The organism is Rhodoferax sp. UBA5149 (assembly GCF_002413825.1).
GTDB lineage: Bacteria > Pseudomonadota > Gammaproteobacteria > Burkholderiales > Burkholderiaceae_C > Rhodoferax.
On record NZ_DHXT01000150.1, the window covers coordinates 59,509 to 75,681 of the forward strand.

General features: G+C 60.6%; 13 protein-coding genes and 2 pseudogenes. 11 read left to right on the forward strand and 4 right to left on the reverse strand.

Going from position 1 to position 16,173, the window contains the following annotated elements; genetic code table 11:
* Window positions 1–135: 135 nt before the first annotated feature.
* Window positions 136–459, forward strand: a pseudogene (locus tag B3V69_RS13095) (redoxin family protein); the annotation flags it as partial.
* 220 nt (window positions 460–679) lie between these two features.
* On the opposite strand, the gene B3V69_RS13100 reads toward B3V69_RS13095, so the two are convergent.
* Together B3V69_RS13100 and B3V69_RS13105 are read right to left on the reverse strand one after the other, a co-directional pair.
* The gene (locus B3V69_RS13100; RefSeq protein WP_296447201.1) at window positions 680–4,405 is read right to left on the reverse strand and encodes an EAL domain-containing protein; all 3,726 of its coding nucleotides are present in this window, start codon (window positions 4,403–4,405) and stop codon (window positions 680–682) included.
* A 12-nt stretch (window positions 4,406–4,417) separates the two neighbouring features.
* Window positions 4,418–5,164 (reverse strand): SDR family oxidoreductase, encoded by a 747-nt coding sequence (locus B3V69_RS13105; protein ID WP_296447203.1) that lies wholly within the window; start codon window positions 5,162–5,164, stop codon window positions 4,418–4,420.
* A 128-nt stretch (window positions 5,165–5,292) separates the two neighbouring features.
* Here B3V69_RS13105 and B3V69_RS13110 point away from each other — a divergent pair, with 128 nt between their 5' ends.
* The 3 genes and pseudogenes from B3V69_RS13110 to B3V69_RS13120 form a co-directional block, all read left to right on the forward strand.
* Window positions 5,293–5,904 carry a 2-hydroxychromene-2-carboxylate isomerase gene (locus B3V69_RS13110; protein ID WP_296447206.1) on the forward strand — a complete coding sequence of 204 codons (612 nt, stop codon included), beginning with the start codon at window positions 5,293–5,295 and terminating at the stop codon, window positions 5,902–5,904.
* Window positions 5,905–5,939: 35 nt separating this feature from the next.
* The gene (locus B3V69_RS13115) at window positions 5,940–6,623 is read left to right on the forward strand and encodes a dienelactone hydrolase family protein (protein ID WP_296447208.1); all 684 of its coding nucleotides are present in this window, start codon (window positions 5,940–5,942) and stop codon (window positions 6,621–6,623) included.
* A gap of 118 nt (window positions 6,624–6,741) precedes the next feature.
* Window positions 6,742–6,900, forward strand: a pseudogene (locus tag B3V69_RS13120) (amidohydrolase); the annotation flags it as partial.
* On the opposite strand, the gene B3V69_RS13125 reads toward B3V69_RS13120, so the two are convergent.
* Together B3V69_RS13125 and hemB are read right to left on the reverse strand one after the other, a co-directional pair.
* Window positions 6,900–8,021: a magnesium transporter CorA family protein gene (locus B3V69_RS13125; protein WP_296447210.1), complete on the reverse strand. Its 1,122-nt coding sequence runs from the start codon at window positions 8,019–8,021 to the stop codon at window positions 6,900–6,902. The pseudogene B3V69_RS13120 and the gene B3V69_RS13125 sit on opposite strands and share 1 nt — an antisense overlap.
* Before the next feature lie 68 nt (window positions 8,022–8,089).
* Entirely contained in the window at window positions 8,090–9,106 is a 1,017-nt protein-coding gene (gene hemB, locus B3V69_RS13130; RefSeq protein ID WP_296447212.1) for a porphobilinogen synthase, read from the reverse strand.
* 213 nt (window positions 9,107–9,319) lie between these two features.
* Here hemB and B3V69_RS13135 point away from each other — a divergent pair, with 213 nt between their 5' ends.
* The 7 genes from B3V69_RS13135 to fusA all read left to right on the forward strand — a co-directional run bounded on the left by B3V69_RS13135 (window position 9,320) and on the right by fusA (window position 15,991).
* Window positions 9,320–9,748, forward strand: coding sequence for a CopD family protein (locus tag B3V69_RS13135; protein WP_296447214.1), 429 nt, complete (start codon window positions 9,320–9,322; stop codon window positions 9,746–9,748).
* A gap of 16 nt (window positions 9,749–9,764) precedes the next feature.
* Window positions 9,765–10,874, forward strand: a complete 1,110-nt coding sequence (locus tag B3V69_RS13140) for a VanZ family protein (RefSeq protein WP_296447215.1) — start codon at window positions 9,765–9,767, stop codon at window positions 10,872–10,874.
* Between the two features lie 26 nt (window positions 10,875–10,900).
* Window positions 10,901–11,254, forward strand: coding sequence for a (2Fe-2S) ferredoxin domain-containing protein (locus tag B3V69_RS13145; protein WP_296447227.1), 354 nt, complete (start codon window positions 10,901–10,903; stop codon window positions 11,252–11,254).
* Between the two features lie 110 nt (window positions 11,255–11,364).
* Window positions 11,365–12,549 carry a D-alanyl-D-alanine carboxypeptidase family protein gene (locus B3V69_RS13150; protein ID WP_296447217.1) on the forward strand — a complete coding sequence of 395 codons (1,185 nt, stop codon included), beginning with the start codon at window positions 11,365–11,367 and terminating at the stop codon, window positions 12,547–12,549.
* A 191-nt stretch (window positions 12,550–12,740) separates the two neighbouring features.
* Window positions 12,741–13,118, forward strand: coding sequence for a 30S ribosomal protein S12 (rpsL, locus tag B3V69_RS13155; RefSeq protein WP_296447219.1), 378 nt, complete (start codon window positions 12,741–12,743; stop codon window positions 13,116–13,118).
* A 152-nt stretch (window positions 13,119–13,270) separates the two neighbouring features.
* Window positions 13,271–13,744, forward strand: coding sequence for a 30S ribosomal protein S7 (gene rpsG / locus B3V69_RS13160; protein ID WP_114968651.1), 474 nt, complete (start codon window positions 13,271–13,273; stop codon window positions 13,742–13,744).
* 144 nt (window positions 13,745–13,888) lie between these two features.
* Window positions 13,889–15,991 carry an elongation factor G gene (fusA, locus tag B3V69_RS13165; protein ID WP_296447223.1) on the forward strand — a complete coding sequence of 701 codons (2,103 nt, stop codon included), beginning with the start codon at window positions 13,889–13,891 and terminating at the stop codon, window positions 15,989–15,991.
* The last annotated feature ends 182 nt before the right edge of the window (window positions 15,992–16,173 follow it).

Genomic DNA, 16,173 nt, shown 5'->3' on the forward strand with positions numbered 1-16,173 from the left:
CGCGCGCGGGGCTGGATGCGAGCATTTCAACGCGCAAACGCATGCGGGTGATGGCGGTTTGCAAATCATGCGACAAGGCGGCCAGTATGCGCAGGCGTATTCCGTCGCAGCGGGGCTCCCCGGCTGGCGATAGCCTATGGCTGCGTGAACTGCGTCAACACCTTGCCCCACATCAAAAGTTGGTACCAGCGCTACAAGGACCAGGGGCTGATCGTGGTCGGCGTGCATACGCCGGAGTACGCGTTCGAGCGAGAAACTGGTAAGGTGCAGAGCGCGATCCAGCGCCACGGCATTGACTCCCCCGTGGCGCAAGACAATCGCTATGCAACGTGGACCGCCTGGGCCAATCGGTACTGGCCCGCAGTCTATTGGGTGGACCGCGATGGCCATGTTGTTTTCAGCCACGCAGGAGAAGGCGACTACGAACACATTGAACAAAAGATTCGCGAAGCGCTATAACCCCCGTATCTATTGGTCAAGCAGCTACTAAATGAGGAGCAAATAGGGGTGACCGGTGCACCATCTCCGTCTAGTGGCTGTTACTTCCCCAGAATCGGAAACAGTTTCACCAGCCCGTCCGACATCACCTCGACCGCCAGCGCCGCCGACCTGAAAACTGGCCAGCAATGTGACGAGAGGTTTGAAGTCCATGGAAATCCTCTGAGGATTGTTAGCCAAGTCAACGTTGCAGGCCGTGGCGCAGCAGGGGTTCGACCGCCGCCGCCGCCAGCGGGCGGCTGAACAAGTAGCCCTGTGCCTCGTCACAGCCATACTCGGTCAGAAAGGCCAGCTGGCGGTCCGTTTCCACGCCTTCGGCAATCACTGTCAGCTGCAGGGTGTGGCCGAGCTGGACGATGGCGTGCACGATGGCCGCATCGTCCGGGTCGTTGGCGATATCGCGCACGAAGGACTGGTCGATCTTGAGCTTGTCGACGGCCAGCCGCTTCAGATAGGACAGGCTGGAATAACCGGTGCCGAAATCGTCAATGGAAAGCTGCACCCCCAATTCTTTGAGGCTGTACAGGGTTTTCATGGCGGCATCCACATCCTGCAGCAGGATGGACTCCGTCAATTCGAGTTCCAGGTAGCGCGCTGGCAAGCCGGAGCGCGCCAGCGCGGCAGAGACGGTGTTGAGAATGTTGCCGCGGCGGAACTGCAGGGCCGAGAGGTTGACCGCCATCACGATCGGCGGCAAACCGGCAGCCTGCCAGGCGGCGGCCTGGCGACAGGCCTCGTGCAGCACCCATTCGCCGATGGCAATGATCAGGCCGCTTTGCTCGGCCACCGGGATAAAGCTGCCCGGCGGCACCAAAGTGCCGTCGGGTGCTTGCCAGCGCACCAGGGCTTCTACCCCGATGATGCGGCCGCTGGCAATATCGAGCTGTGGCTGGTAGTGGAGCAAGAACTCCTCATTTTTCAGCGCTTTGCGCAGGCTGCCCTGCAATTGCATGTGGGCCAGCGCATCAGCATTCATCCGGCTGGCGAAGAAGCTGTAGGCATTTCTGCCGCTGTCCTTGGCGTGGTAGAGCGCGCTGTCGGCATTTTTCGACAAGGTGTCGAAATCGCGGGCGTCATCGGGGTACAGGCTGATGCCGATGCTGAACGAGGTGGTCAGCGTATGGCCCGCCAGCTCAAACGGTTCGGCAATGGCATCGAGAATCTCCTGGGCCACCCGTCCGACGATGCCGACCTCGGTCAAGCCGCCCATCAGGATGATGAATTCGTCGCCGCCCTGCCGACTGATGGTGTCGCTGTCGCGGACGCTGCCGCGCAGGCGCTCGGCCAGGGCCACCAGCAGCTGGTCGCCGACGCTGTGCCCGAGGCTGTCGTTGATCTGCTTGAAGTTGTCCAAATCAAGAAAGAGCAGGGCCACGTTGGCGCGGTCGCGCTCGGCCTGCGCCACGGCGAGGTCAAAGCGGTCGCGCAGCAACAACCGATTGGGCAGTCCGGTGAGCACATCGTGGTGGGCGAGGTAGGCCAGCTTTTCTTCGGTGATGGCGCGCTGGCTGCGCGCGCGCAGGGTTTCGATGCCATAGGCAAGGTCGTCGGCCAGTTCCTGCAGCAGCGCCACCTCTTCAGCAAAAAATGCATCGGTTGCCGTCGAATAAATCGTCAGCGCGCCATAAGCGCGCTGCTTGCTCAGCAAAGGCAGGGCGATGCTGGCGCGGAAGCCGCGCGCCGCCGCCGCCTCGCGCCAGGGCGCCAGGGCCGGGTTAGTTTCGAAGTCGTGATGGACCTGGGTTTGACCGGAATAGATGGCCCGCCCGGTCGGGCCGAGGCCAGACGCGGTGTCGCCCCAGGAAATTGCCGTAGTCTCCAGATAGTCGGCCGCCGCGCCGGCTTGGGCCACCGGACGCACCGTCTTCCCGATGTCGTCTTCGGCATAGCCCACCCAGGCCATCTGATAGCCCCCCTGGTCGACCACCAGCTGGCAAATCTGCTCCAGCAGACTCTGCTCGCGCTCGGCATGCACCAGCGCCATATTGCAGTCGCTCAGCAGGCGCAGGGCACGATTGAGTCGGTTCTGGATGGCTTCGGCCTGCTTCTGCCGGGTGATGACATCGAACACCGCCACGAAGCAGTCGGTGTCGGCGTGGTAGGCGGAAATCGAAAACCAGTTTTTGAGGCCCGCCACAAAGGTTTCAAATTTTTCGGGTGCGCCGCCGGCCGCCACCCGGCCATAGGTGGCCAGCAGCTCGGCATTGTCTTCGCGAAAGCCCGGATTCAAAGTGCTGACGCGCTTCCCAATCACATCGACCAGGCCGGTCAGCCGCTCGAAGGCCGGATTGACATCGAGATAGATGAAGTCCACGGGCTCGCCCTGGTCGAAAATCATGCGGCAGTAGGCATAGCCCTCCAGCATGTGGTCGAACAGCGAACGAAAACGGGCTTCGCTGATGCGTACCGCCTCGTCGGCCCGTTTGCGCGCCGTAATGTCGCGCACGAAGACGAGGGAGCCGTTTTCATTGCCGAAGCGAAAGGGCACGGCGGAAATTTCCACGTTCATCGGCGTGCCGTCGAGCTTGAGATAGATCAGCTCGACGGTGGCGATGCACTCCAGTTGTTCGTTCAGCCGGCGAATCCGCTGCGCCACCGCGGACTGGCAGTCGGCATGCACCAGACTGAGGACGCTGCGCCCCAGCAGCTCTTCGCTGGCGTTAGCGCCGAAAAGGGCCAGTGCCGCACTGTTGGCATAAGCAAAACAGCCCCGGGTCTGGACGTAAATGCCGTCCGGTGCGCGCTCGACCAGCAGGCGAAAGCGCTGCTCGCTGTCGGCGAGCGCGGATTCGTATTGCTGGCGGTCGGCGACCAGCCGGTTGAAATTGCTCACCAGCTGACCGATTTCATCGTGGCGTACGATGGGCAGCGACGCCAGCGGCATCTGCCCGTCGCTCATCAGTTGCATGGCACGACCCGCTTCTTTCAAGGGCGCCAGCAGACGGCGCAACATCAGCCGGATGAGCAACGCGGCCGCCAGCGTCAAGAGGCTGGCCATCACGTAGAGGTATTTTTGCAGCGTGTGTAGCGGCCCGAAGGCCACCTCGGTCGGCAAGGCCGCCAGAATCAGCCAGTCCGCCGTCGGCACACGAACGCCGGAGTAGAGCTTGCTGAGTCCCTCCGAGCTGAGCGCCACGCCCGAGCCCTCGAAACCATCCACCATCCGATCAAAGAGCGGGTTCAGACCGCGCGCCGACATGGGTTGCATGCTGCGCTTGCTGTCGGTCGCGGCGATGATGATCCGGTCCCGCAGGGACACGACGAAATACTCACCATGACCAATCTGCGCCCAATCCGCGACGAAGCCGAGAAAATTGCGGGCTGTCAGATCCATGATGCCCGTCATCACGGCGCGCACGCGGCCGTCCGCACCGAACACCGGCACCGCCGTGGTGAGCACTGGTCGCTTCAGAGCGCGACCGATGATCGGTTTGTCGATGTAGGGCTTGCCCGTTTCGACGACCTGGCGGAAATAGTCGCGGTCGCCGAAGTAGCCTCCGCGTCGCCCGGGCGCCGCGGGGTCATCGGCAATGACGACGCCATCCAGCCCGATGACCGCAATGCCGCCTGTAAAGGCGATGTGCGGGTAGGGGCGCTGGGCCAGTAGCGGCTGCAGCGCTTCGTAACTCAGTTCCCCTGGCAGGCTGGCAGCAGTGCGCGCCAGTGCCTCGATGTTGTCCTTGAGCCGCGCGTCCACCTGGCTGGCCGCCCGCCGGGTGGCCGCAAGCTGCTGGTCGGAAAGCAGGGTTTCGAGCTGACCGCGCAGCACCGTGGCCGACAGCAAGGCCAGCGCCCAGATGAATACGACAAAAAGACCGACCGTCATCAAGACCAGCCGGGCCTTGAGAGACATCCCCCGAATTCTGTCAATCAAGGGGGGGCTGTGGGTCGGGTTTTTGTTGCTCATGTGAACACTTATTTACCGGCCACCCGCCACATCCAGCATCGCCCCCGTGCTGTAGCTGGAGGCATCCGACAGCAGCCACACAATCGCCTGCGCCACCTCCAGCGCACTGCCGGCGCGCTGCATCGGCACCAGCGGCGCCATCTGGCGCGCCCGCTCGGGCTGGCCACCGGATGCATGGATGTCGGTCTCAATAATGCCGGGCCGCACGGCGTTGACGCGAATGCCTTCTGCAGCCACTTCCTTGGCCAGCCCCACGGTGAAAGTGTCAATGGCGCCCTTGCTGGCGGCGTAGTCCACATACTGGCCGGCGCCCCCCAGGCGTGCTGCCGCGCTGGAGACGTTGACAATGGCGCCGCCCGCGCCGCCATGGCGCGTGCTCATGCGTTTGACCGCTTCCCGCGCGCATAAAAAGCTGCCCATCACGTTGATGTCGAACATGCGCCTGAGCCGCTCCACGCTCATTTCATCGACGCGGGCTGCCACGTCCACGACACCGGCGTTGTTGACCAGGGCCGTGAGGCGCCCCAGCTTGGCGTCTATTTTTTCGAACATGGCCATCACCTGCGTCTCCACCGCCACATCGGCCTGCACCGTGATGGCGCTCCCGCCGCGGGCGCGAATCTGCCGCACCACCTCGTCCGCCGCCAACGAATTGGCGGTGTAATTGACGGCCACGGCGTAGCCTTGCTGCGCAGCGAGCAAGGCGGTGGCCGCGCCAATGCCGCGCGCGCCGCCAGTGATCAAAAGGATGGGGTTCACGGTGTGTTCTGACGGTAATGAAAATTTGGGGTAAAAACGGATGCTTGCGTGAGACTCATGTTAGCCGCAGTCGCAACCAACAGATCCGAAAAACAAACCCCCTTGGCAAATACCATTCAGGAGACACTTTGAACAAAACCATTGACTACTACTTTGCCCCGCAAAGCCCCTGGACCTATCTGGGTCACGCCCGTTTGGCGGCGATGGCCACGGCAGCGCAGGCCACGGTTCGCGTGTTGCCGACGGACTTTGGCAAGGTGTTCGCGGTGTCGGGTGGCTTGCCGCTCCCTAAGCGCGCGCCACAACGCCAGGCCTACCGGCTGCAGGAGTTGGCCCGTTTTCGTGATCATTTGAAACTGCCCCTGAATGTGCAGCCGCGCTTTTTCCCGGTGGCATCGGACGATGCGGCGCGCCTGATCATCGCCGTGGATTTGCACGAGGGCGCGCAGGCGGCCATGCGCCTCAGTGATGCGGTGTTCGCCGCCGTCTGGGTGCAGCAGCGCGACATTGCCGATGCCCAAACGCTGGCGGAGCTGCTGGACGAATGCGGTCTGCCCGCCGAGCGGCTGGCGCAATCGCGCAGCCAGGGCGTGCAGAACCAGTTTGACGCCAATACCCAGGCCGCGATCGAGGCGGGCGTGTTTGGTGCGCCCAGCTACTGCCTTGAGGGTGAAATTTTCTGGGGCCAGGACCGGCTCGATTTTCTGGCGCGCAAGTTGAACCCGGACGCAACACTTTAAATCTGAACTGAACATCATTTGAAAGAGACACGCATATGGGTAACTTCATCGACTTGACGGCGGCCGATGGCTTTAAATTTCCCGTCTACGTGGCGCGACCGGCCGGTCCGGCCAAAGGCGCGGTCGTGGTGTTGCAGGAGATTTTTGGCGTCAACGCGCACATTCGGGCGGTCGCCGATGGCTACGCGGCACAAGGCTATCTGGCACTGGCACCCGCCACCTTTCACCGGGTCAAGCCGGGCGTGGACATAGGCTACGGTGCCGACGACATCGCGGCCGGTGTGGCGTTGAAGGCGGCCGTCGAGGCCTTGCCGCCGCCCGGCGTGCTGCAGGATATTCAAGCCGTCATCGACTTCGCCGCAACAACCGGCAAGGTTGGCCTCGTGGGCTATTGCTGGGGTGGCCTGCTGGCCTGGCGCGCGGCCTGCTTGCTGGTTGGCCTGAGTGCGGTCGTGCCCTACTACGGTGGCGGCATGACCACGGCCTGGGAGATCGCCCGCACGCCGAGCTGCCCGGTGCTGGCGCATTTTGGCGATCACGACCACGCGATTGCGCTGGAAGGGGTGGAAGCCTTCCAACGCGCGCACGCCGATGTGGACGTGCACATTTACCCGGCCGGTCATGGTTTCAACTGCGATCACCGCAGCGCCTATGACGCCACGGCGGCGGCGTTGGCGCGTGAGCGCACGCTGGCTTTCTTCGCCCTGCATTTGGCGTGACAGCCTGCGGCGCGCCACGCTCTATAAGGGTTTTGGGCCTCTAGCCCTCGTGGCGCTTGCGCGAGCAGCTCTTTTTTTCATGGCAACTACGCATCTCGCCTGGTCGGCGTCCGAGGCCGCGGCGCGCGACGACAGGCGCCGCGCCGGTGTCAGCGTCGTTCCCTTCGTCCTGCTGTACCGCGGCATCGGCGAATTTCACCTCTATGACAGTGGCCATGCGAATGGTCCGGTGGCCAAAAAACTGATGGTCCTGGCCGAAGAAAAACGTCTGGCGATTCAGCGCGCGGAGCGTTCCAGGTAGCGTTTTCGCCAGAAAAACATCACCAGCCCGAGCGCTATCGTGAGCATCAGGATCATGGCCAGCAAAAAACCATTGGACTGGTGCAACAGGGGGATGTACTCAAAGTTCATGCCAAAAATGCCGGCAATCAGGTTCAGCGGCAGAAAGATGGCGGTCAGCACGGTGAGCGTGCGCATGATCTCGTTGGTGCGGTGGCTTTGGGCGTTGAAGTGCATCTGAACCGCGGTTTCGGCACTTTGCTCCAGACGACGCACATGGTGCACGACGCGCTCAATGTGTTCCAGCACGTCGCGGCTGCGCACTTGCAGCAGGTCGCGCTCGCGCTGGCCGCCGGGCGTCTCGGCATCGGGCCAGGTTTTGATGGCTTCGATCCAGTCCTGCACGGCGGCGCGCTGGTCCTCGCAGATCTCGTCGAGATGGTGCAGCGACAGCCGGGCGTCCAGCAGGGCGGCCCAATTGTTGAAACGGGTCTTGGGGTTCACCAACTCGGCTTGCCAGTGATCGAGCTGGTGCGTGAGCTCGCGCCGCAGTTCCAGGTAGCCGTCCACCATCTGGTTGATGATGCGCAGCATCAGGTCGGCCGGACTACTGGGCAGTCGCGCCCCGGCGGCGTGGGATTCCGCCGAGCCTGAACTCAATAACTTGGCGATAAAGGTATCGCGCACCGCGCAGTCCGTGGGGTGCACCGTCAACAGAATGTGATCGAACACCGCAAAGCCGACCGGGCTGGTGTCGATGCGCCGCAGAATCGGCGGCCCACCGCGTGCTGGCACACGGTGCAGCGGCAGGCCGGGTTGCGCCAGATCGGTCTCGGAGCGGCCGCTGGCCAGGCGGCGGAACACCAGAATGTCGTATTGCGAGGTGTAGTCGTAGTGCGAGGGCAACTGGTTGTTCAACAGGTCGGAAATATGCAAATCCACCAGTTGCAGGCCACACAGGGCCTGCAGCGCGGCCTGGATCTGCGCCTGCATGACCTCGAACTCCCGGCGTGCACAGGCGATCCACAGATAGCCTTGGGCTGGCAAGCGCAGGTCGGCCAGCGGGGTCAGGCTATCGGTCTCGGCGACCTGGCTGCCGTTCAGGGTGAAAATTCGCATGGGCAGATCTTTGATACAGGTTTATATAAGAAATACCACCCCAGCCCCCGTCAATGCTACGCAATGCGCTATTTTTTTTGCAGCAAGCGCGCGGCATCCCGCGCAAAGTAGGTGAGCACGCCATCAGCGCCGGCGCGTTTGAACGCCAGCAGGCTTTCCATCATGACGGCATCGTGGTCGAGCCAGCCGTTGAGGGCGGCGGCCTTGAGCATGGCGTATTCGCCGCTGACCTGGTAGGCAAAGGTTGGCACCTTGAACTCGTCTTTGACGCGGCGCACGATATCGAGGTAAGGCATGCCGGGCTTGACCATCACCATGTCGGCGCCTTCCGCGATGTCCATCGCCACTTCGCGCAGCGCCTCGTCCGAGTTGCCGGGGTCCATCTGGTAGACCTTCTTGTTGCCTTTGCCCAGATTGCCAGCCGAGCCGACGGCGTCACGGAACGGGCCGTAAAAGGCGCTCGCGTACTTGGCGCTGTAGGCCATGATGCGGGTGTGAACGAAGTGATTGGCTTCCAGGGCGTGACGGATGGCGCCGATGCGGCCGTCCATCATGTCGCTGGGCGCCACGATGTCGACGCCGGCGCCGGCCTGGGTCAGCGCCTGCTTCACCAGCACTTCAACCGTGGCGTCGTTCATGATGTAGCCGTCCTCGGCCGGGTTGGGGTCCTGCAGCCCATCTTGCCCATGGCTGGTGAAGGGGTCCAGCGCCACGTCGGTCATGACTCCCAGCTCGGGAAATTCCTTTTTCAGCGCCTGCACCACGCGCGGCACCAGGCCGTCCGGGTTCAGGGCTTCGCGCCCGTCCGGTGTTTTCAGCGCCGGATCGATCACCGGAAACAAGGCCATGACGGGAATGCCCAGACGCACGCACTCTTCGGCGACTGGTAGCAGCAGATCCAGGCTCAGGCGTTCGACGCCGGGCATGGACTTGATCGCTTCGCGCTGTTGTTTTCCGTCAACAACAAAAACCGGGTAAATCAGGTCGTGCGGGGTGAGCGCATTTTCACGAACCAGATTGCGTGTAAACGCGTCGCGCCGCAAGCGCCGAGGGCGACCCAGGGGATAAGAGGCATGGTTTGTCATGATGAAAAGTGTAATGGGTGAATGCTTTTTTCTGGCGGGCGACGAAATATTTCGTCCAGTAGCTTGTAAGGTGGTGGCAATTTTGCTAAATTACGCGTGGGCAGTTCGCTGCCTCCCGCTTTTCCTCCCTGAGCGGGGCCTTGATGTGTGACAGCAAATAGGCTTACCACCCCAGCCCTCGTGCTGGGGTTTTTTTTGGCCTAAACTGCGCCCATGCTTTGGTTCAAATCATTCCACATCGTTTTCGTCGCCAGCTGGTTTGCCGGTTTGTTTTACCTGCCGCGTATCTTTGTTAATCTGGCCATGGTGCCGCCGCAATCCGTGGCTGAGCGTGAGCGGCTGCTGTTGATGGCGCGCAAACTCCTGCGTTTCACCACCCTCATTGCCGTGCCAGCGGTTGGCTTGGGCGTTTGGCTGTGGGCGGGCTATGGCATTGGCTGGGGACCCGGCAATGCCTGGATGCACGCCAAGCTCGCCGTCGTGGTGCTGGCGCTGGCTTATCACTACAGTTGCGCCGTCTTGCTGCGCCAGCTGGTGGCCAATCGCAATACCCACAGCCACGTGTGGTACCGCTGGTACAACGAGGCCCCGGTGCTGCTGCTGCTGGCGGCCGTGCTGCTGGTGGTTCTCAAACCGTTCTGAGTCCGGGGCGGCGCAGGTGCACAAGACCTCGGCCTGGCCTCTCGCCCTGATCTATATAGGGCTCATTTTTTACGCCAGTCTGTATCCTTTTGCCGGTTGGCGTTACCAAGGCATCGTGCCCTGGGCTTTTTTGAACAGCCCGCTGCCCAAATACTGGACCGGTTTTGATGTGGCCATCAATGTGCTGGGCTACATGCCACTGGGTTTTTTGCTCGCGGTGAGTGCGCTGCGCACCGGAAGAGGCCGATACGCCGTCGGCCTGGCGACGCTGGTGGCGGCCGTCCTGTCGCTGACGATGGAGTCGCTTCAAAGCTATTTGCCCTTCCGTGTGCCGTCCAATCTGGATCTTGCCTTGAACACGGTGGGCGCCTGGCTGGGCGCTCTGGTCGCCTGGGCCATGGACAAGCTGGGCATCATTGACCAGTGGAGCCGCTTCAGGGCGCGCTGGTTCGTGGCGCAGGCACGGGGCGGCCTCGTGTTGCTGGCTTTGTGGCCGCTGGCCTTGTTGTTCCCGGCAGCGGTGCCGTTTGGGCTCGGACAGGTGCTGGAGCGGCTGGAGGCGGCATTGGCGGATGCGCTGCAGGACACGCCGTTTCTGGACTGGCTGCCGGTGCGGGAGATTGAACTGCAGCCGCTGGTGCCCGGCGCCGAGGCGGTCTGTGTCATGCTGGGCCTGCTGATACCGTGCCTGCTTGGCTTTTGCATCATTCGTTCTGCGGCGCGGCGAGTCCCGTTTTTGTCGCTGGTATTCGCGCTTGGCATGGGTTCCACCCTGCTGTCGGCGGCTTTGAGTTACGGTCCCGAGCACGCCTGGGCCTGGTTCAGTTTGCCGGTTAAAGTGGGTCTGCTCACCGCCTTGGTTCTGGTGACCCTGATGCTGTGGGTGCCGCAGCGCGCCAGCGCTGCCTTGCTGCTGCTGGCGTTGGGCATCCACCTCAGCTTGCTGAATCAGGCGCCAACCAGCGCTTATTTTGCGCAAACCCTGGCCTTGTGGGAGCAGGGGAGTTTTATCCGCTTCAACGGACTGGCGCAGTGGCTCGGCTGGTTGTGGCCCTATGCGGCCTTGGTGTATGTGATGACTCAGGTCGGGGACCCGGGCGCTGGAAAACTAGAATCACGCCCATGACTGAAAAAATATCTGATGACGAATTGATGGCAAGCAATGCGGGCGCGCCGTTGAAATCCTATTACGAACGGCATATTTTCTTTTGCCTCAACGAGCGAAAAAATGGCGAAGAATGCTGCGCCCAGCATCGGGCGCAAGAAGGGTTCGATCGCTGCAAGATGCAGATCAAGGCAGCAGGCCTGGCCGGCCCGGGCCAGGTGCGGGTCAACAAGGCGGGCTGCCTGGACCGCTGTGCCGCCGGCCCGGTGGCGGTGGTGTACCCGGAAGCCGTCTGGTACACCTATGTGGACGACCATGACATCGACGAAATCGTGGAGTCACACTTGAAAAATGGCAAGGTGGTGGCGCGCCTGCTCATCCCCGCAAGCCTCGGACGTTAAGCATTCCTGGCCGTTGACGCCCGTAAAATGGACGCAAGCAGCTGCTTTTTTAATAGCATTTAAATTATTTCGTGTCTCTCGCCAAGCCGACGGACGGGTTACGCCCCCTCATGAAAACTCTTCTAATTGCCCTCTTCGCCGCAGTCTGTTTCTCGGTCGCCGCCCAAACGCCGCAACCACCCGAAATTGCCGCGCGCTCTTACCTGCTGTTTGATATCACGGCGAACCAGATGCTGGCGGAAAAAGACATCGATGTGCCGGTGGAACCCGCGTCGCTGACCAAGCTGATGACGACTTACCTGGTTTTTGATGCCTTGCGTAGCAAGAAATTGGACCTCAAGCAGACGCTGCCCGTCAGCGAGCGCGCCTGGAAGATGCCGGGCTCACGCATGTTCATCGATCCCAAGATGATGGTGCCGGTGGAAGACCTCATCAAAGGCATGCTCGTGCAAAGCGGCAACGATGCCACCATGGCGCTGGCCGAGGGCGTCGGCGGCACGGTCGAGCGTTTCGTGCAACTCATGAACGAGCAGGCCAAGGCGCTCGGGATGAAGTCCACCAGCTACAAAAACCCGGAGGGCCTGACCGAGGCTGGCCACATCACCACGGCGCGCGACCTCAGCATCCTCTCCACCCGGCTGATGCGCGATTTTCCGGAATACGCGCCGTACCACGCCATCAAGAAGTACCGTTACACGGGAACCCCGGCTGCCAATGACAGCAACCGCAACCTGCTGCTGTTTCGCGACCCTTCTGTGGACGGATTGAAAACCGGGCACACCGATGCCGCAGGTTATTGCCTGATCGCCACCGCCAAGCGCGACTTCGCCAGCCTGGGCACGCCGGGCGCTGATGCGGGTTCGCCGGGCGCGTCGGGCAGCCGCCGCCTCTTGTCCATCGTGTTGGGTGCCACCAGTGAAAATGCGCGTGCCAACGAGTCCCAAAAGCTGTTGAACTGGGGCTACACCGCGTTTGAAGCCGTCAAACTGTTTGATGCCAACCAGGCTGTCGTGTCGCCAGTGGTCTGGAAGGGCAAGGAGGCGACCGTCAAGCTGGGACGCCCGCAGGCCATCGTGGTCGCGGTTCCGGCGGGAACTGCCGTCAAGCTCAAGACGCAGGTGGTCCGCCCCGACCCCTTGGTGGCCCCCTTTACCAAAGGCCAGCAGGTAGGAACTTTGAAGGTCACCAGCGGCGAGCAGGCCTTGGTTGATGTGCCTTTGGTCGCGTTGGAAGCGGTTGAGCAGGCCGGCCTGGTGGGCCGTGCGTGGGATTCCGTGCGTTTGTGGATCAAGTAGAGCCATGCGGTTTGGCGTAGTTAGCGCCCGCAAACAAGTCAGATGCCCAAAGGCCGCAGAAGTTGGTTGCGGGCAAACCCTTGTCCTGCTATAGTAGAAGGCTTTTCGGAATTTCCGAAGGGTTTCACGTTTTCGAAGTATTTAAGTTTTAACTACCAAAATAGTTAACAAACGTTTAGGGACGTTTTTCAATGCCAACCATTAATCAGCTAGTACGTCAGGGGCGCGAGGTCGAAACGATCAAGTCCAAAAGCCCTGCGATGCAAAACTCTCCGCAGCGTCGCGGTGTATGCACCCGTGTGTACACCACAACGCCTAAAAAACCTAACTCGGCTCTGCGTAAAGTCGCCAAAGTGCGCCTGACCAACGGGTTTGAAGTTATTTCCTACATCGGCGGCGAAGGCCACAACCTGCAGGAACACAGTGTCGTGCTGGTTCGCGGCGGTCGTGTCAAGGATTTGCCCGGTGTGCGTTACCACATCGTGCGTGGTTCGCTCGACTTGCAAGGCGTGAAAGACCGCAAGCAGTCGCGCTCCAAGTACGGTGCCAAGAAGCCAAAGGTCAAATAAGCTTTTCGCTTGGTTGAATAAAAAGGTGTTGTTTCCCGCGTGGCGCGGTGATGCAACGTAGTGACCCGCTGTTGGGTCGAGTAAGTAAAAACCAAAATGGTTTTTGCGGTGTCTGAACAAGACGCCAACTGAAGCAAATAAGAGGTGAAAAAATGCCACGTCGTCGCGAAGTCCCTAAACGTGAAATCCTGCCGGATCCTAAGTTCGGCAATGTAGAGCTGTCCAAATTCATGAACGTGATCATGGAAGGCGGCAAAAAAGCGGTTGCCGAGCGCATCATTTACGGTGCACTCGAGCAGATCGAAAAGAAGAACCCCGGCAAAGACCCGGTTGAAGCCTTCACCATGGCCATCAACAACGTCAAGCCCATGGTTGAAGTGAAGTCCCGCCGTGTCGGTGGTGCCAACTACCAAGTGCCCGTGGAAGTGCGTCCGGTTCGTCGCCTGGCTTTGTCCATGCGCTGGATCAAGGAAGCTGCCCGCAAGCGCGGCGAGAAGTCCATGGCATTGCGTTTGGCCAATGAGTTGATGGAAGCCACTGAAGGCCGTGGCGGCGCCATGAAGAAGCGTGACGAAGTTCACCGCATGGCAGAAGCCAACAAGGCCTTCTCCCACTTCCGCTTCTAAGGCGGCTACTGCGCGGCCTTCATTCGTCGTCGCAGCCCTATGCCGTGCTTTATGCACGGCATTCAGGATTGCACAGGGTATGAAAGTCGCTCGCTACGCCCTTGCGCGTGGCAGTTGAATTGTTTGAGCAACCTAGGATCTATCATGGCTCGCCATACCCCCATTGAGCGCTATCGCAACATTGGCATTTCGGCTCACATTGACGCCGGTAAAACCACAGCGACCGAGCGTATTCTCTTTTATACCGGCGTGAATCACAAAATTGGTGAAGTGCACGACGGCGCGGCCACCATGGACTGGATGGAGCAGGAGCAAGAACGTGGCATCACGATCACGTCCGCTGCGACCACCTGTTTCTGGAAGGGCATGGAAAAGAACTTCGAAGAACACCGCATCAACATCATTGATACCCCCGGCCACGTGGACTTCACCATTGAGGTGGAGCGCTCCATGCGCGTGCTGGACGGTGCCTGCATGGTGTACTGCGCCGTCGGCGGCGTGCAGCCCCAGTCTGAAACTGTCTGGCGTCAGGCCAACAAGTACAAAGTGCCTCGTCTGGCTTTTGTCAACAAGATGGACCGCACCGGTGCCAACTTCTTCAAGGTCGTGGAGCAGATGAAGTTGCGCCTCAAGGCCAACCCTGTGCCGATCGTGATCCCAATCGGCGCTGAAGAAAACTTCGTCGGCGTGGTCGACCTGATCAAAATGAAGGCCATCATCTGGGACGAAGCATCCCAGGGCATGAAGTTTGAATACAAGGAAATCCCCGCTGAGTTGCTGGAATTGGCCAAAGAATGGCGCGAGAAGATGGTGGAAGCTGCGGCTGAAGCCTCCGACGAGTTCATGACCAAGTACCTTGAAGAAGGCACCTTGACCGAAGACGAAATCAGGCTTGGCATTCGCACGCGTACCATCGCCAGCGAAATTCAGCCGATGTTGTGCGGCACGGCATTCAAGAACAAAGGCGTGCAGCGCATGCTGGATGCCGTGATTGAATTCATGCCGTCGCCGGTTGACATTCCCCCGGTGAAGGGCATGGACGAAGACGAGGTGCCTGTTACCCGCCGGGCTGACGACAGCGAAAAATTCTCTGCGCTGGCGTTCAAGCTGATGACCGATCCTTTTGTCGGTCAGTTGACCTTTGTGCGCGTCTATTCCGGCGTGCTGACCAAAGGCGACAGCGTTTATAACCCGATTCGCGGCAAAAAAGAGCGTATCGGACGAATTGTGCAGATGCACGCCAACAACCGCCAGGAAGTCAGCGAAATCCGCGCCGGCGACATTGCCGCTTGCGTCGGTTTGAAAGACGTCACCACGGGTGAAACGCTGTGCGACCCAAGCGCCATCGTCATGCTGGAACGCATGGTCTTTCCTGAGCCGGTGATTACACAGGCCGTGGAACCGAAGACCAAGGTTGACCAGGAAAAAATGGGCATTGCCTTGCAGCGTCTGGCGCAAGAGGATCCTTCGTTCCGCGTCAAGACGGATGAGGAATCTGGCCAGACCCTGATCGCCGGTATGGGCGAGTTGCACCTCGAAATCATCGTGGACCGCATGAAGCGTGAGTTCGGTGTGGAGGCCAACGTCGGCAAGCCGCAAGTGGCTTACCGCGAGACCATCCGCAAGACCATTGAAGATGCTGAAGGCAAGTTTGTGCGTCAATCCGGCGGCAAGGGCCAGTACGGCCATGTCGTGCTGAAGATCGAGCCGAATGAACCTGGCAAAGGCATTGAGTTCGTCGATGCGATCAAGGGCGGTACGGTGCCCCGGGAATACATCCCTGCGGTTGAAAAAGGCATTCACGAGGCCGTCACTTCGGGCGTGCTGGCCGGTTATCCGGTGGTGGATGTCAAGGTCACGCTGCACTTCGGTTCGTACCACGACGTTGACTCGAATGAAAACGCCTTCAAGATGGCTGCCATTTTCGGATTCAAGGAGGGTTGCCGCAAAGCAGGTCCCGTCATCCTTGAGCCCATGATGGCGGTTGAAGTTGAAACACCGGAAGACTACGCCGGCAACGTGATGGGCGATTTGTCCTCGCGTCGCGGCATGGTTCAGGGCATGGAAGATATGCTGGGTGGCGGTAAAGCCATCAAGGCAGAAGTTCCCTTGTCCGAAATGTTCGGGTACTCAACGACACTGCGTTCCATGTCACAAGGTCGCGCGACCTACACCATGGAATTCAAGCATTACACGGAAGCGCCGCGTAATGTCGCCGAAGCCATCATGGCGGCCCGGGCTAAATAATGATTTTGGGGAAAGTCCAATATCGCGAAGCGATTTGCTCTGTCCCCAACTGATTGAGAAGCTGTCTGCGACGGTGTGCCGCCCTGTTCCCGTGCGGGGCGAATCAGCAACATCGTGCAAACATTAAACCTGTACACGGGAATTAGCTCTTTGGAGAATTGAAAATGGGAAAAGAAAAATTC

What these genes read in the sequence shown, in the direction of transcription:
- B3V69_RS13100 (WP_296447201.1), bottom strand. Translation starts at nt 4,405, where the DNA reads ATGAGCAACAAAAACCCGACCCACAGCCCCCCCTTGATTGACAGAATT.
- B3V69_RS13115 (WP_296447208.1), top strand. Translation starts at nt 5,940, where the DNA reads ATGGGTAACTTCATCGACTTGACGGCGGCCGATGGCTTTAAATTTCCC.
- B3V69_RS13125 (WP_296447210.1), bottom strand. Translation starts at nt 8,021, where the DNA reads ATGCGAATTTTCACCCTGAACGGCAGCCAGGTCGCCGAGACCGATAGC.
- hemB (WP_296447212.1), bottom strand. Translation starts at nt 9,106, where the DNA reads ATGACAAACCATGCCTCTTATCCCCTGGGTCGCCCTCGGCGCTTGCGG.
- B3V69_RS13135 (WP_296447214.1), top strand. Translation starts at nt 9,320, where the DNA reads ATGCTTTGGTTCAAATCATTCCACATCGTTTTCGTCGCCAGCTGGTTT.
- B3V69_RS13145 (WP_296447227.1), top strand. Translation starts at nt 10,901, where the DNA reads ATGGCAAGCAATGCGGGCGCGCCGTTGAAATCCTATTACGAACGGCAT.
- B3V69_RS13150 (WP_296447217.1), top strand. Translation starts at nt 11,365, where the DNA reads ATGAAAACTCTTCTAATTGCCCTCTTCGCCGCAGTCTGTTTCTCGGTC.
- rpsL (WP_296447219.1), top strand. Translation starts at nt 12,741, where the DNA reads ATGCCAACCATTAATCAGCTAGTACGTCAGGGGCGCGAGGTCGAAACG.
- rpsG (WP_114968651.1), top strand. Translation starts at nt 13,271, where the DNA reads ATGCCACGTCGTCGCGAAGTCCCTAAACGTGAAATCCTGCCGGATCCT.
- fusA (WP_296447223.1), top strand. Translation starts at nt 13,889, where the DNA reads ATGGCTCGCCATACCCCCATTGAGCGCTATCGCAACATTGGCATTTCG.